Consider the following 15408-nt stretch of genomic DNA (forward strand, 5'->3'; position numbering starts at 1 on the left):
CGGCTTTCTTTTAAACTTTCGGGTACAGAGGTTTCTACAAAATCTACAGTATTAGAGTAGTAGTAACAACAATATATAATGAAATCTGTCTAAAGAATGATGAAGGTTGTCCTTGATCCCGTACATGGTTACATCGAGCTGGATGATTTAGTTCAGGATCTTCTTTATACTCCCCAGATGCAGCGCCTGAGGAGAATCAGACAGCTTGGATTTTCAAACCTTGTATACCCGGGAGCAAATCATTCTCGTTTTGAACACTCGCTTGGAACAATGCATCTTGCCTCCACGCTAACCCAGAGTCTAGACTCGATTGAAGAGGACAAGAAGACCGAAATAAAAGCTGCTGCTCTTCTGCATGATGTAGGACATGGACCTTTTTCTCATGTTACCGAGAACGTCATTGACAAATATACCCGGCGCAGGCATGACGATGTAAAAGAAATCCTGGGAAAAGGAGAGATAAGAGAAGTCCTGAACAAATATGGAATTTCTCCCGGAAACCTCGTAAAACATATAAAAGGAGAAACTTCTCTAGGGCAGATTCTTAGCAGTGAGATTGACGTGGACCGAATGGACTACCTTGTTCGGGATGCCCATTATACAGGTGTAGCCTTCGGCGTTGTGGATTACAATCGCTTGATAAAGCAGATGAATTTTCATGAAGATAGGCTTGTTGTAGATTATGGTGGGCTAAAAGCTGCCGAATCACTTTTAGTTTCACGTTTCTGGATGAACACGTCGGTTTACTATCATCATGTGACCAGGATTTCGGAAGCTATGTGTTCCAGAGCAGTGGAGTATATGATTGAAAATAATGAACTTGACCCGTTCAAGCTCAGGCACATGGACGATATAGACCTTATTGCATCTATGAGAAACGCAGCCGGATATGCAGGAGAACTTTCACGGCTGCTTGATGCCCGTAAACTCTATAAAAGAGCCTTATATGTAGGCCTGGCAGATGTAGGAAAAGCCGTACTGAGGCACCGTGACCGAATCCGAAGGGTAGAAATAGAAATTGCAGAACTGGCAGGGGTTAGTCCTGAGTATGTGCTTGTAGACATTCCAAAGACACCTGAAATGTTGGAAATGCAGGCCATGATAAAAACTGACCACAAAATGATTCCTCTTAATGAGGCTTCCCATTTTATATCCATCTTGAGGGAAGCCGATATGGATAACTGGAGAATGGGGGTATATAGCCAGAAAGAGCACTGTGAAGCTGTGGGAAAGGCCGCCAGAGACTATTTTGATGTTAAAAAACCCCTCAAACAGTTTAAATTGAGCGATCTCTGAAATGGAGTATAATAAAAGAAAAATTTAAAAGAATTCTAAAAAAGAAAATCCTAAAAAAGAAAATTCTAAAAACGTAAAGGAAAAAGATTCTAAAAACGTAAAGGAAAAAGATTCTAAAAACGTGAAGGAAAAAAAGATTTTCCTTGAAATTTTAAGGGTCGAGGTAAGAATTTGTTTCAGATAAAACGTAAAGTGGGGAAAATTGAGATTGTACTTGATGCAAAAAAGGTAGGAGAGGATTACCTTCTGACCCTTACAGGCGGAGAGGAACATGTGGGAGCTGTTGCCGTAGGGCTTTTTGATGAGAAAAACCAGAGAGCAAGTTCATCGGTGATAACAATGCCCGGCCACAGGGAGGAATATCTTGCCCTGGATGGGGCAAGGCAGGTGAGCAGGGCCACAAAGAAGACCTCGGTGTTTGTTGTCGGAATACACCAGGATAATATCAGCCCTGAAGAAATAAAAGATATAGTTTCAGCCGTAGGGGAAATGGTGGAAAGCTTCATTGTATTTTACGAAAGAAGAGAATAAGTGGAAAGGTAAGACAAAGATTTGAAGCAACGGCATGAGATGAATAATAGAAGTAAAGGCATAAGATGAGTAAGGAAATAACAGCATAGAGAATAATGGAAATAACAGCATAGAGAATAATGGAAATAACAGCATAGAGATGAGTAATGAAGTACCAGCAAACATTAACGGCAGGATAAAATGGAGATAACGGTAGGAATCAGCGGAGCCTCAGGGGTCCAGTATGGAATTCGCCTTCTTGAAGTACTGGCAGAAAAAGGAATTAAAACTCATCTGGTTTTGACGGATGCCGCAAAACAGATAATCGAAATTGAAACCGATTATAGTCCCGAGACAGTGGAAAAACTCGCAACATGGAGCTATGCCCAGAAAGATTTTTCAGCACCAATAGCCAGTGGTTCCTACAGGACAGGAGGAATGGTTATCGCTCCGTGCAGCATGAAAACTCTTGCAGCCGTGGCAAACGGAGTATCCGATACCCTTCTTACAAGAGCCGCAGATGTCTGCCTCAAAGAGGAGAGGAAACTTATTCTGATGACCCGGGAAACCCCGCTTAACCTTATACACATCGAAAACATGCTCAGGGCTAAAAAAGCAGGGGCAAGCATCCTTCCAGCCTGCCCGGGATTTTATTCGAGACCCAAAACTCTTGAAGGCCTTATAGATATCATGGTGGGAAGAACTCTTGACCTGCTGGGGATAGATAACGAGATTTATCGACGCTGGAAGTAAAGAAAAAACAATTTCAGAAAAAAATTCAAAATTTCATTTTAGAAGATTACATAGAAATTTTAGAAGATTACATAGAAAGAGTTTTCAGGCAAAATGAGTTTTGATTTTTCCAGAAGAATTTTTTAGAGAAAGCATGACAGACCCATGTTCTAACGAAAGCTATATAAAGGATAATATCCTTTGAAGGGAAGTACCCCTTGGGATAGTAGGGTAGCTTGGTCCATCCTCGAGCGTTTGGGACGCTTGGACCGCGGTTCAAATCCGCGCTATCCCATATACATATTTTTAAATTGTTTTCTTTTAATAATTGTTTTCTTTTAATAATTCTTTTTTGGAACTTGTACCGTTTTTCCATATATACAACGCTCCCATACAATTTTTAGATAGTAAACATGCATTGTTGATCAAATTTTGCAAAATAGGATTGTTGATCAAATTTTGCAAAATAGGAAAATCTATTTTTTGGACAAACTTAGGTATAATTGTTCGCCTTTCAATTTTACTGAATTTACAATTTGGTTTTTAACTTATTTACACTGAGTTGAAATTTTAAAGTCATATTTACTATTTTTCGTGCCTAAAGGCACTGCAGTTCCCACACAAATTATGTTATTCAAGCCAGATTTCTACTAAACTAGACAAAATAAAAAATTATTATAAAAACTATAAAATAAAATAGAAATGTTTAAAAATCAGTATTGAATTTTACGTATTAATTTAATTTTGTAGCGAAATAAAAAAATTGGAAAATACACATTTTAACAAGCTGTCTCAAAACTGTGTTTAATTTTATAATTGAGATAAAAAGTAGTGCCACGAATTTACGAGCCTATCCCATAACTCAAAACTTCTTTTTCAAATATGGGATTAAGAATAATCAATGAGTTTCTGATCACGGGAAATAGTTCTGAAATTCGTATCAATTTTGAGTATAAAACTGGTTTTGGGATGAACTCAATAAATATAAAGATTATGAGGATTCTAACCCAAATGTACGATCAGACATAATTTTGAGACAGCCTGTACTGTAAATTAAACGTCAGATTTTTTATACTGTATAGAGAATATATTTTCTGAAGCTGTATTTTCCCTAAAAACCTCTTAATATTTGTGATATTATAACAAAACAATATACTGCCGTATACTGCCGTATACTGCCTTAATCGAGCTTCGTATAATGAAAATAATTATGAAACTTTCATTTATTTGAGAATAAAGTTGATTTTGGGATAGCCTTATACTTATATTTGTCAGCAGGTCACATAAAAAATAGCATATAATAGTGTTTTCCCTTGGAGAATGAGCATCTAAATATTAAATAATCATAAGATATCCCGAGAACAAGTGAAATTAATACAAACATTTTTTATATGTTAACTATCATTATGTATCAAAAAACAGAGGAAATGAAGATGAGTTTTTTGGGAAAAAATGGACGTTTTCTGGGTAACACTTGGGCAAATGAATTAAATTATCGGTCTACATATTTTTTATATTAGTTATAGTGTGGGGATTATTTAAAATAATGCAAAATACGTCCCAATAATAAACACAGTTGAGCTATAGTCACACAGTTGCAAAATAAGTCACCGGTTAATATAGCAAAGTTTCTATAGAGGGACAGTAAGTAATTATTTAACAGATATCAAAAATGATCAGATTCGCTTGTTCTACTGAATTTGAGCTACTTTAATTGCAGTCATTAGGAACTGACTTTCAGAGCCGGTCAATTAAATGACATAGCTAAGCAAAAATTAGGAAATCTACAAGAGGTTCGCGCACTCTTGATTTTTAAAAATCTGCCTTGCATATGCATGACAACGTCAGACCACATTTATACATTTTAAACATATAGAAATATGACTATAAAACATATAGTATAATACAATTCTATATAAATTGAATGAGTTAACTGTGAATATATAAAAAACTATAGGAAATTATATATAATAGGGAAATATAAGAGAATTTAAGGGTGTATATTATATAGCGTGATATATAGTGCTAAATAAATAAGCACAACATTAGTAAAAGGGGGATGAATAATTCATACTCAGGTAAAGAAACTGGCCACTCTGAAATGGTTACCAAAATAAGGGTACATACAGAGTTTTTAACATCTAGCTTAGAGAAAATGCTGTATTAAGTAACACTTTCAACATATTATCATAACTGAAAACAGATGGAAAATGTTGTAATTCAGTAGACTTTAACCTAGCAAACAACCCTGAAACACAGCAAATTCTCCTGGTTATTTTTATGAACCTGAGATGAGGCAGGTAATCTTTCGCTGGCAGAACAGAATTCTCCGACTGGGGTTTATGAAAATAAGAAGATCTGTACTTGTGAAAGTGAGGGAATATCGTGAAAATCAATCCAAGAGTTATATATCTGTCAATAGTTTTTATCTTTCTAGTGATCATGGCATCAAACGTAGCAGTGGCTGATGACCTAGAAGCTGAGAAGTTAACAAAAGTGGCATCCAATGTTGCGCTTGATTCAAACCCAGTTTGGTCCCCGGATGGAAAGGAAATTCTTTTTTCAAGAGAAAACGGGCTGTATAAGGTGTTTTCAGATGGCACAGGAGAAATGAAACTAACCTCTACAAAGGGAAAGAATTTTACATCCGATTACGCTTGGTCTCCAGATGGAAGCAAAATTTCATATATTGAAAACAGATATGATACCGCTGCGGGGCCCAGGAGTGATTTATGGATAATGAATTCAAACGGGGAAGGGAAAAAACAATTGCTTGATACCATTTGGTACAGATATTATTATATATACACCTGGTTTCCTACAGGTTCAAAAATACTCTATGCTGAGATTTATGAAGAGATTGGGGGCTCCTATTGGGAAATGGATTCTGATGGATCTAATAAACATAACATAGGGAACATGGGCATTGCTAACGGTATCGCCCTATCGCCCGATGCGTCAAAAATAGCAATTTGTGCGCACGGACCAGCTGACGTTGACTACTATATTGACGTTGGAAAGGTAGGTAAAGATTTGACCAGCTTTCGGTATGGATTAATTACTCATCAAACTCAATCCAGACAGTCACAGATATGGGCTCCAGATGGCTCAAAAATAGTATATTATGCCGGGAAAAATGAGTCATATTACGAAGATGAAAACTCGGAAATATATATTGTGAAAGCTGACGGCACCGGTAGAATTCAACTCACTTCAGATTCGGCAAATGATAATTCTCCTGTGTTTTCACCTGATGGAAGTAAAATTGTATTTGTGTCAGATAAAGCTGGAAATGAAGATATATGGATTATGGATGCTGATGGAAAAAACAAAGTGCAGCTAACATCAGACCCAGCCTCGGATTCATTTCCGGTATGGAGTCCAGACGGCAAAAAAATTGCTTTTTGGTCTAATAGGGGAGGAAACAACAACATATATACCCTGACTCTAGAAAACGAAAAAACACCTGTTGCTGCTTTCTGTGCATCACAAACTTCAGGAAATGCTCCGCTGAAAGTCAGTTTCACGGATAAGAGTACAGGCACACCAACTTCCTGGTCCTGGAGTTTTGGAGATGGAAAAACTTCAACACTCAAAAATCCTTTACACATATATAGTAAAGCAGGAAAATATACGGTCAGCTTAACAGTAAAGAATGCAGCAGGAACAAATATGAAAACAATAACGAAATATATAACTGTAAAAACAGCTCCTGTAAAGCCGATTGCCGCGTTTTCAGCCTCTCCAGGATCAGGAAAAACCCCATTAAAGGTTAAATTTACTGACACAAGCACAGGAACACCCACTGCATGGAGATGGAATTTTGGAGACGGATCAAAGTCATTCCTCCAGAATCCGATTCACAAGTATTCAAAGACAGGGATATATACTGTTGACTTAACAGTAAAGAATGCTGCAGGCCGTAATACGGTAACAAAAACAGACTATATAACAGTTGTAACAAAACCAGTTGCTGAATTCTCCGCAACCCCAACCACTGGAAAATTGCCATTAACGGTAGAATTTACTGACAAAAGTACAGGAGTTCCTACTGGATGGATATGGAGTTTTGGAGACGGGACAATTTCAAGAGAACAGAATCCAAAACATCAGTATTTACAGGAAGGAAAATATAAGATTATACTTTCAGTAACCAACGTTGCGGGCAGCAGTACTATAAAAAAGATAAATTACATAAGAGTAACAACAAATACAAGACCGAGGATATTATAAAAGCAAATAAACCTTAAATTGAAAAAATCGAAAATCAATACTAAAGGGTAGTGGGGAAATTGTTTATAAAACGTAACTATTCAGCCTGGATAAAAAAACATCAACGCAATCGTTATTAAAATCCAATGTACAAATTACTGTAAAGTACAAATTACTGTGAGTACGTTTTCTTTGATTGCTGGAGATTGATTACGTTTTTTCATACGTAATCAGTTAGTAGTCGAACTCCCTGTTTTCATAAAAATTGATATCAATCAACTTTCTGGGTAGTCTGAATAAAGAATTTGGCTTTGAAAGAACAGTTATCAAACATTGAGTGATTAGACTTAAACGACTACAAATTTCAGATGATAGAAATATAAATTGTAAGGGTAAGCGAGTGAACCACCTCTCCCTGAAATTCGCCTGAAGGCTCAGTTCCAAGGGAGAAGCTTCTTGCCCACTTGACACAATAAAATTTCATATTTCATGATGTTTCTTGCTATCGATTTATAATTTAGTATGGATTTATTGGATTTTTATGCAGAAGGCAAAAACAACTATATGGTGTATTTAGAGATCAAAAACGATATATTTCAATTTTCACTAAATTCCATTAAGAATTTAAATTACTTATATCTGTTCCAAAAATGCTATCAGGAAAAATATTGATTTTCGAAAAAATACTGCGGAAAATGGGTTCTTGTTTTATCCATTTCTCTTTTGAGAATATATCTCAAGCTCTTCCACACGTTCTGTAGGTGTCAGATAACTAGAAAATTTTGATTTTAAAGTAAAATTTTGATATTGATTACATTATTGATGCCACTATCACATTTTGTTATTGATTACATTATTGATGCCACTATCATGTTTTGTTCTACAATTGGGGAATTTCCGTTATCTAATATAAAAAGTCAGATTAGAGTTGTAATATCCACAAATACTACAAAATTTAGAAGGAGGTTCAAACTGCCCTATTCTCAAGATAGTTTTACCGAGCCAATCTGCTTTATATTCTAACTTTTCTATCGATATGTAACTTAAAAAATCACACTACTGGAATTTCTGAGATTCAATTTAAGAGTTTGATTTCTAAGTTTTTGTATTGAAAGACGCTTTTTTCAGGACTTGACACAATTAAATATTCACACTTATTCTATTTTTAAAAATATTTGAATTAAATTAAACAGTAGTAGACCTTTCAAACTCAGAAGTATTTTATAATTAGACACTTATCTCTATAAGGATTCTGAACTCTATAATAAAGTTTAACGCCTGCATATCAGACAGAAAAACATAGTTACTCGACAGCTATTTACATTAATTCTCTTGAATGCAGGGCCCGAAAACCCAAGTGATTTGGTTCTACAGAAAGCCATATCTATTAATAATAAAGGAATAATTTTGGAAAGGAGTGTGAATATGTGGAAAAAAAAATTCTGAAACCGTTAAGAAAAACTGTTTCTGAACTGTTATGTGTCATATGTACATCATTATTATTAATATCTCTATTTTCATTTACCGCCTTGGCTGGAGATATAAACACGTCCCCCAATATAAACTCAGACGATAAGATCTCAGCAAGTGTAGTTTCTAAACTTACTGAAATTTCAGGAGATGAACAAATTCCAGTGATTATAACGCTACCAAATCAAAAGATTGCGTTTAATACTGCTGCTGGAAAATATCAAATTGAGAGCGAACAGAAAAATCTCATAAAGTTTCTTGAGAATGAAAAATCAAAAAACAAAGTAAATAAAATAAAACCTATCAAAATTATCAATGCTGTTGCCGCCAAGGTAAACCCTGAAGTTTTAGCTTCTCTTGCCGGAAGATCTGACGTTTCGAAGATTGAACTTGACGAAGTCGTCTCTATAGTAGGGCAATCAGAACCTTCTTTCAAGAAAATAGCAGCATCGACTACCCTGTCAACTGCGGCATCCACAAATGCATGGGGAGTGGATAAGATTGACGCGCCTGCAGTATGGCAGCAAGGTATAAACGGTAAAGGAATAACTGTTGCTGTCGTGGATACAGGAATTGATGCAACACACCCCGATCTTGACGATCTTGATGACAATCCCAGTACAAATGATCCTAAAGTTGTAGGCTGGGTTGACTATATAAACTCGCAGTCGTCTGCTTATGACGATAACGGGCACGGTACCCATGTAGCCGGAATCGTTTCAGGAACCGGAGATAATGGGATACAAACAGGAGTTGCACCAGGTACAAAGCTGCTTGTAGCAAAAGTATTCGATTCAGAAGGTGATGGATATTTATCCACCTGTATTCTTGGTTTTGAATGGGCAGTTAATAATAATGCCCGTATTATAAGTTTTAGCGGCGGATCTCCAGAACATGATTCGTTATTTACAACCATGATAAACAAGGTAGTGGCGGCAGGTGTAGTTCCTGTTATAGCGGCCGGCAATGATGGTGATGGATCTGGCACAATCACATGCCCGGGTGATGAACTCAATTCACTCACTGTCGGTGCAACGGATTCCTCCGATGCAATAGCAGACTTTAGCAGCCGAGGTCCTGTCACTCTAGATGATCAGACATACATTAAACCCGATATCTCTGCGCCTGGTGTGTCTATTCCTTCAACATATCCAGGAGACGGATACGCATATGGGGATGGAACTTCCATGGCAGCGCCACACGTTTCCGGTACTGTAGCATTAATTCTGGAAAAGAAACCGACTATGACGCCGGCTGAAGTAAAGAAGGAATTAGAAAGTACAGCAGTAGATCTTGGATCGGCAGGAAAGGATAATGATTACGGTTCAGGCCGGATCGATGCATATGATGCAGTATTCGGCAAAGGACCTGTTGCAAACTTTTATGCAAAACCGACCTCTGGAAAAGTCCCATTAACAGTTGCCTTTACTGACACCAGCACAGGAACGCCGACTAAATGGAGATGGAATTTTGGAGATGGATCAAAGTCATTCCTCCAGAATCCAAAGCATAAATATTCAAAGGCAGGAACATATACTGTTAACTTGACAGTAAAGAATGCTAAAGGCAAGAACACGGTAACAAAAACAGATTACATAGTAGTAATCTCAAAACCTACTGCTGCATTCTCTGCATCTCCTACCTCAGGAAAAGCCCCATTAACTGTTGCCTTTACTGATAAGAGTTCAGGAAACCCCACTGCATGGAAATGGAGCTTTGGAGACGGAACAATTTCAAGAGAAAAGAATCCAACGCATCAGTATTTACAGGAAGGAAAATATAAGATTACACTTACAGTAAGCAATGCTGCAGGCAAAAGTACTACAAAGAAGATAAACTACATAAAAGTGACAACAAATACAAGACCAGGAATATACTCTGAAAGTAAATAAACCCTTAAATTGAAAAAAGAGAAAAAATCAGAGCTAAAGGGAGTGGGAAAATTATTTTATCAAATCTGATAACAGAATCACCTTTGCCTTGTCTTATCAGATTTGAGAGTGACTTTTTCTTTGAGATTTTGAGTGACTATCTTATCTTGGGATCATCAGACCTAATAAAGATCACCGATGACGGACTACACAATTTGAAAGCCCGATTATCTCCACGATATCACTGTTATCCGGGGAGTGAATTATCATCTGTCCTTTCTTAAGATAAGGAATTCTCCGCTCGTACTCTTTCGGAACTTTTAGAGACGTAATGGCTGCGTCATTATTTAGGTTAAGGATCAGCTTCGTATTTATCTGCTTGAAAACCGTGTCATCGATGTCCTGAGGGTCCTGAGTAATTAAGAAAAGTCCCAGTCCTTCTTTTCGTCCCTGACGAGCTGCATCTGCAAAACGTGAAATAATAAGGCGAGAGTGTTCCCCATTTGCATTTGAGAGATACCGATGAGCCTCATCCAGTGCAAGAATTATTGGAGTTTCTTTAATAGCTTCATTTCCAGTCGTACTTAATTTGTTGTCCACTATCAGGCTCATAATTGTGAGTACTATGAGGTCGCGAATTCTCGGAGCACTTATATATTCGGTCGGGAAAACCGAAACCTGCCCTGGTTTGAAGATCTTATCCACAAGTTCAGTAATTGAAGTCGCATCCCGGTCAAAGACCTTCGAGAAAAAGTGACTTCTTACCCTTCTTACAATCCCATCGTATGAAGACTCGTGCAGCTTCCCGCTGTCAACATAGTAGGAACGGGTACCTTCATTATCAATATGGTTGATGAAATTCTGGTAAGTATGGGGTACACTTGACTTGAAGAAATCTCCAAGAAGCACTTCAAGCCCGATATACTGGAGTTCTGACATTCCGGCTGCTGCAATAAGCCAGGAATTGTGTTCTACAAGCGAAAAAGGAATTGTAAACTCAATCTGCTCGGCTCTGGATTTATCCCCGGGATATCTTTGCCCATCGACTTTTGCCACGAAAGCCTTTGTAGAGAGTACCCGGCCATATGTTACATTTTCGGATTCAAACCGGAATTTATCGTCCTCAGTGAGGTTTTCGTTATCCTCGAAAAGCTGTGAATATTCGTCCTGAGGGTCCATAATTACCAGGCAGGGATTTTTCCGTGCTTTGCTAGGAGAACCCCGCAGCCTGTACCTGTTGTTTTCATTCATGAACTGGCGGAGGATATTCTTAGAGAGGAACGTTTTTCCTGTCCCTGTGCTCCCGCAAATAAGCATATGCCTGAAAATAAGAGGGTCACCCATGGAATAGTCATTCCTCAGGTAATATGCTACCGTTTCGGGCTCGGAATTGGTTTTTAAAAGCTCACCTCCTACACTCAGGTGGCCGAGAAAGATTCCGTCTTCAGGAATGTTAAGCCCTGTCTGGACTTCAAGCCTGTCAGTAACAGGCAGGATAGGAGTGTTAGGGTGAGGAATCCGGTCTGCCATCCGCCGAGTGAGTTTGCCTTCGGCTTTTCGGTAAAGAATACAGAGCGGATCAAGACAGGCAAGGAACTTGTAATCGTCTTCATTTACAGGGTTTCCAAGGGCACTGAGCATGCGCCTTGAATGAATTTCAGTTGCATCGTCTACCACAAACTCCTGCCTATACTGGAGTTTTCCCACCCTGGCAAAGAGTTTTTCTCCGTTTTCGTAAGGCACAACAACATATGTTCCCAGCCTTATCTCATCCCGTCGAGCTGATGTAATGTAACCTGTGATTACAGCTCCTGAAGGAGTTAATTCAAGGGGTTCTATACCTGTAGTGACAATCCCGAAAGCTTCTGAAACCGGAGAAGCCTTCAGGACATTATCATCACATCCGGCAAAGCCTTCAAATGGGAAAGCTTCTTTTCCGGAACTCCCGAGAACTTCGGATTCAAGAGATAGATCTGAAATAGATAGAGAAGCATTTTTAGATACAGGCTTAGATACAGGAGCAGTTCTGGGTAGAGAAGAAGATTTAAAAATTGATTCGCCAGGGCCTGAAAGAACATCAGATTCGATATTTGATTCGGTTTTTAAAATATGATCTGATAGATCATTCTGACAATCTTTACTTAGATTCTCAGATGATGAAGCTTGCAGTATTTCTTCAGTATCGGGTGTGGGTATAGAGTTAACGTGATTAGAGGTGACCAGATTGGGAGCATCTTCAACGGAATTTACTGTCTTGCTCATATTCCTGTTTTCAGGATTTATCTCATCAGGATTTTCCTTTCTTGGCTCATCAGGACTTTCCTTTCTTGACTCAGCAAGACTTTCTTTTCTTGGCTCAGCAAGACTTTCCTTTCTTATCTCAGCAAGACTTTCCTTTCTTGACTCAGCAAGACTCTCCTTTCTTATCTCAGCAAGACTTTCCTTTGAACCTGCGTTTTCTTCCGTTCCTGAATCTACAGGAGTTGGCTCCTTTTTTGGTTTGTGAGAGTTAAAAGTAAAAATGTCGACATTTTCATATTTCATTAATCTTATTCCACCGGGTGTCATTGTAAGTAGTATCAGGATTCATATTTTCAAAGAATTTATCAATCTCTTCCCTCTCTACTTTCCTGATTTTTGCCAGATGGTCTGCTTTTGTGAGGGTAAGAGGAAAACCATACAAAGAAAGGTCAAAGAGCACTTTTTTGGTCATTTGCATGCGGAGGGAATCGTCTTTAACAAGCCCATATGGAGCTTCGACCTTGAAGACCACATCTTTGTAGGGCACATAAAGCATGAAAAAACAAAGAGCATAATCTTCAGACGGGAAATTGTGCCTTAGTTCCTGCTGGAGAGGGTCTGCGGCTGCAAGGGGTGAAGTCCCGTTAAGCAGTTTTTCGTAAAACCTGTTGGGCTGCAAAAACCAGTTAGTGTAAGTAATATAATCGTTTTTGGAGCCGTTGTGCTTGCCGTTCTTCCCGTTATTGTTCGAATTTCGTCCCCCGTGTCTTGAAGCGTTGTCAACTTTTTCCAGGGAGAGCAGATTCTTGAAAAACTGCGAATCCAGCATCCAGGGAAGGTCGAAAGCGTTCCCTTTTTTCCGGACGCTGTCCATAATCTGCATGTCAATTGGATTTTTTACAAACCCAATCACAGGCTGCCGGTTTTTCAGGAAATGGTCCATTATATCAATGTAATTCTGGAGGATTTTTCGAGCATCGTTGTTCTGCCGGACTCTCACGTCCTCGTCGTCCAGCACCATCCAGTACATTAGCTGTTTTGGATAAATCGGCCCGTCCATTATGAAAAAGCTTTCAGGCTTTATCCTGTCTTTCATGAAAAGGATATGTTCGGATTCTGCCAGGTACATGGCAAAACTGTGCACAATGTCAGGAGCTTTTCGTTTTAACTCGTCAGGCGCGATTGTAACCAGTTTTGCCCTTCCAAACCCTTCATCAAAGGTTTCCCAACTTGCACTAGCCTGCATGGATACCCTCTGGGAAGAAGAATAAGCGGCGCATACGATTGTTCGGAATCTCTGGATATCAAGATTAGTAGGCGTTGAAGCTAGCCCACAGTGGCAGAAATCTACAAAAAGCCCACTGTCATAAGTCCTTGGGTTGGTACTTCCGCTATCGCAGGCATAAGTAAACGGATACGGGTCTTCACCCTGTGCCATTAGTTGAGTCCTTACAATCCCGCGAAAGAGCCTGTCTATTGCTTTAAGAATGACCTTCCCATCGAGCCTCAGCTCCTCAAGCAGAGAATAGATATCTGAAGCTGTTTTTACCTCCTCAGACTCAAACGAGCAGTCAATCTTTTTTGCAAGCTCCGAGATTTTATGCATATGCACGGGCTCAAGGGTCATGGATAAAAGATACTTTGAGGAGTCTTATATATTTATTGAATGGAAAGGAGAAAAAAGGTGCTTTACTGGAAAATGTGTGATGGGAATAAGGAAGTGTAAACTTGTTTTTCTACGGAAATTCTCTAAATTACTGTACAAAGTCTTATTTCTTTACCAAAATTTCCACCAAGGCTTATTCTCGGTGACTTTGGGCAGGAGTCTCATACTCAATTTACTGTCTTCGCCTTGTTTTTCTATTTCCATCGTTGTTATTTGATCCCAACGTATAGCTTTCAGGGAACAGACTTCTTTTAAAATTATCAACGTTTCGTTGTGTATATCGTCAATTTTACCACTAATGTCTTCTCCGTTTGTTTTAACTCTTATATAAGGAAAATCATCAATATAAAAATCAGTTATCAGTTGCTTCACGCTATCTGAAAAATCATTAATTTGATCGTATAAAATAAATATACAAAACCAGCTAGAAAACAAACATATTAAATACAAAATTAATAAAACAAATATCTTATAATTTGGAAGGTTTGTTATTACTTTGATGAATTGATTCTTAAATGATATAACAAATAATAACTCATTCATATTAAGTCCAATTATTAAACCTGTTGATAACCAATATGAGTAATGAATATATTTTGACCATCTCGTTAATGACAATTTCTCTGTAACCTTAGGATTCGTATATCCTTTGAAATGTGAAAAAATTATGAAAAGGAATATAAGTGCTGTTATAATGATGGTAAAAACGTTAAGAGACAGAACTATACGGACAAGATCAATGTCCTTTTGTCCATTATAAGCATAATTATAATATGGTAAGAAAAAATCAAATTTATTAAGTTCTCTTAATTGAGAAAGAAAAAAAGAGAACATTAGTAAAATAATAGAGCACATGATTCCTAGTGGCATTCCTTCAAGAAAATAAAAGTATTTCATTTGTGTGTTGTTTTTATATTCATCTAATTTACGAAAAAGATCATTTATAGGTTTTGAATTCTTAATTAAAAAATTTTTATACGCGTTTTTTCCTTCTGCAGGCAGGTCATTACTAAATTTATTGGATAAGTAAGCATTGACTGGAAAATATATAATAGGGAGTATAATTCCAGTTACAACACCTTGCACTAACCAATTAGGAATCATCAATATTTATCACGCATCATCTTTTAAGACTCGAAGTAAATAAAATTTATGAAATTTTTGGACTCAGTATCAAAAACCAGTGATGAACATAAAATTAAAAATCACTAGATTTTGTAATTGGTCACAATCCTTGAAATACAATTTCAGGGTTGAAGTCTTAGATGTTGAATACTGATTTTGATGAAAACTGGAATCTTCTTGTGAATTCAGATTTTCAATCAAGGAATACAAAAATCACTAGATAATGAGCGGTCTATATATCAGTAATGTTTTACTGATACCAACATGCCAAATCTAAATGCTCTA

At 37.6% G+C, this 15408-nt stretch carries 8 protein-coding genes and 1 tRNA gene; 6 read left to right on the top strand and 3 right to left on the bottom strand.

Annotated features, from left to right (window positions below):
* Positions 1–99 precede the first annotated feature (99 nt).
* The 6 genes from MSBRW_RS16605 (at position 100) to MSBRW_RS23680 (ending at position 10112) form a co-directional block, all read left to right on the top strand.
* Positions 100–1296, top strand: a complete 1197-nt coding sequence (locus tag MSBRW_RS16605; protein WP_048103256.1) for an HD domain-containing protein — start codon at positions 100–102, stop codon at positions 1294–1296.
* A gap of 171 nt (positions 1297–1467) precedes the next feature.
* Positions 1468–1827: a prenylated flavin chaperone LpdD gene (gene lpdD / locus MSBRW_RS16610; protein WP_011306620.1), complete on the top strand. Its 360-nt coding sequence runs from the start codon at positions 1468–1470 to the stop codon at positions 1825–1827.
* A 180-nt stretch (positions 1828–2007) separates the two neighbouring features.
* Positions 2008–2559: a UbiX family flavin prenyltransferase gene (locus MSBRW_RS16615; protein WP_011306619.1), complete on the top strand. Its 552-nt coding sequence runs from the start codon at positions 2008–2010 to the stop codon at positions 2557–2559.
* Positions 2560–2758: 199 nt separating this feature from the next.
* Positions 2759–2833: transfer RNA gene (locus tag MSBRW_RS16620), tRNA-Pro, on the top strand.
* Positions 2834–4923: 2090 nt separating this feature from the next.
* Entirely contained in the window at positions 4924–6771 is a 1848-nt protein-coding gene (locus MSBRW_RS20505) for a PKD domain-containing protein (protein WP_011306618.1), read from the top strand.
* Between the two features lie 1508 nt (positions 6772–8279).
* On the top strand, positions 8280–10112 hold the full coding sequence (locus MSBRW_RS23680) for a S8 family serine peptidase (RefSeq protein ID WP_230669826.1): 1833 nt from the start codon (positions 8280–8282) through the stop codon (positions 10110–10112).
* 171 nt (positions 10113–10283) lie between these two features.
* Here the strand turns inward: MSBRW_RS23680 and MSBRW_RS16635 are convergent, their stop codons facing one another.
* From MSBRW_RS16635 to MSBRW_RS16645, 3 genes are all read right to left on the bottom strand, one after another.
* Entirely contained in the window at positions 10284–12071 is a 1788-nt protein-coding gene (locus tag MSBRW_RS16635) for an ATP-binding protein (RefSeq protein ID WP_155398487.1), read from the bottom strand.
* A gap of 553 nt (positions 12072–12624) precedes the next feature.
* Positions 12625–13959 carry a DNA double-strand break repair nuclease NurA gene (locus MSBRW_RS16640; protein WP_011306615.1) on the bottom strand — a complete coding sequence of 445 codons (1335 nt, stop codon included), beginning with the start codon at positions 13957–13959 and terminating at the stop codon, positions 12625–12627.
* A gap of 150 nt (positions 13960–14109) precedes the next feature.
* On the bottom strand, positions 14110–15105 hold the full coding sequence (locus MSBRW_RS16645; protein WP_011306614.1) for a hypothetical protein: 996 nt from the start codon (positions 15103–15105) through the stop codon (positions 14110–14112).
* Positions 15106–15408 lie beyond the last annotated feature (303 nt).

The sequence above is a fragment of the Methanosarcina barkeri str. Wiesmoor genome, assembly GCF_000969985.1.
GTDB lineage: Archaea > Halobacteriota > Methanosarcinia > Methanosarcinales > Methanosarcinaceae > Methanosarcina > Methanosarcina barkeri_B.

What these genes read in the sequence shown, in the direction of transcription:
- MSBRW_RS16640 (WP_011306615.1), bottom strand. Translation starts at nt 13,959, where the DNA reads ATGACCCTTGAGCCCGTGCATATGCATAAAATCTCGGAGCTTGCAAAA.
- MSBRW_RS16605 (WP_048103256.1), top strand. Translation starts at nt 100, where the DNA reads ATGAAGGTTGTCCTTGATCCCGTACATGGTTACATCGAGCTGGATGAT.
- MSBRW_RS16615 (WP_011306619.1), top strand. Translation starts at nt 2,008, where the DNA reads ATGGAGATAACGGTAGGAATCAGCGGAGCCTCAGGGGTCCAGTATGGA.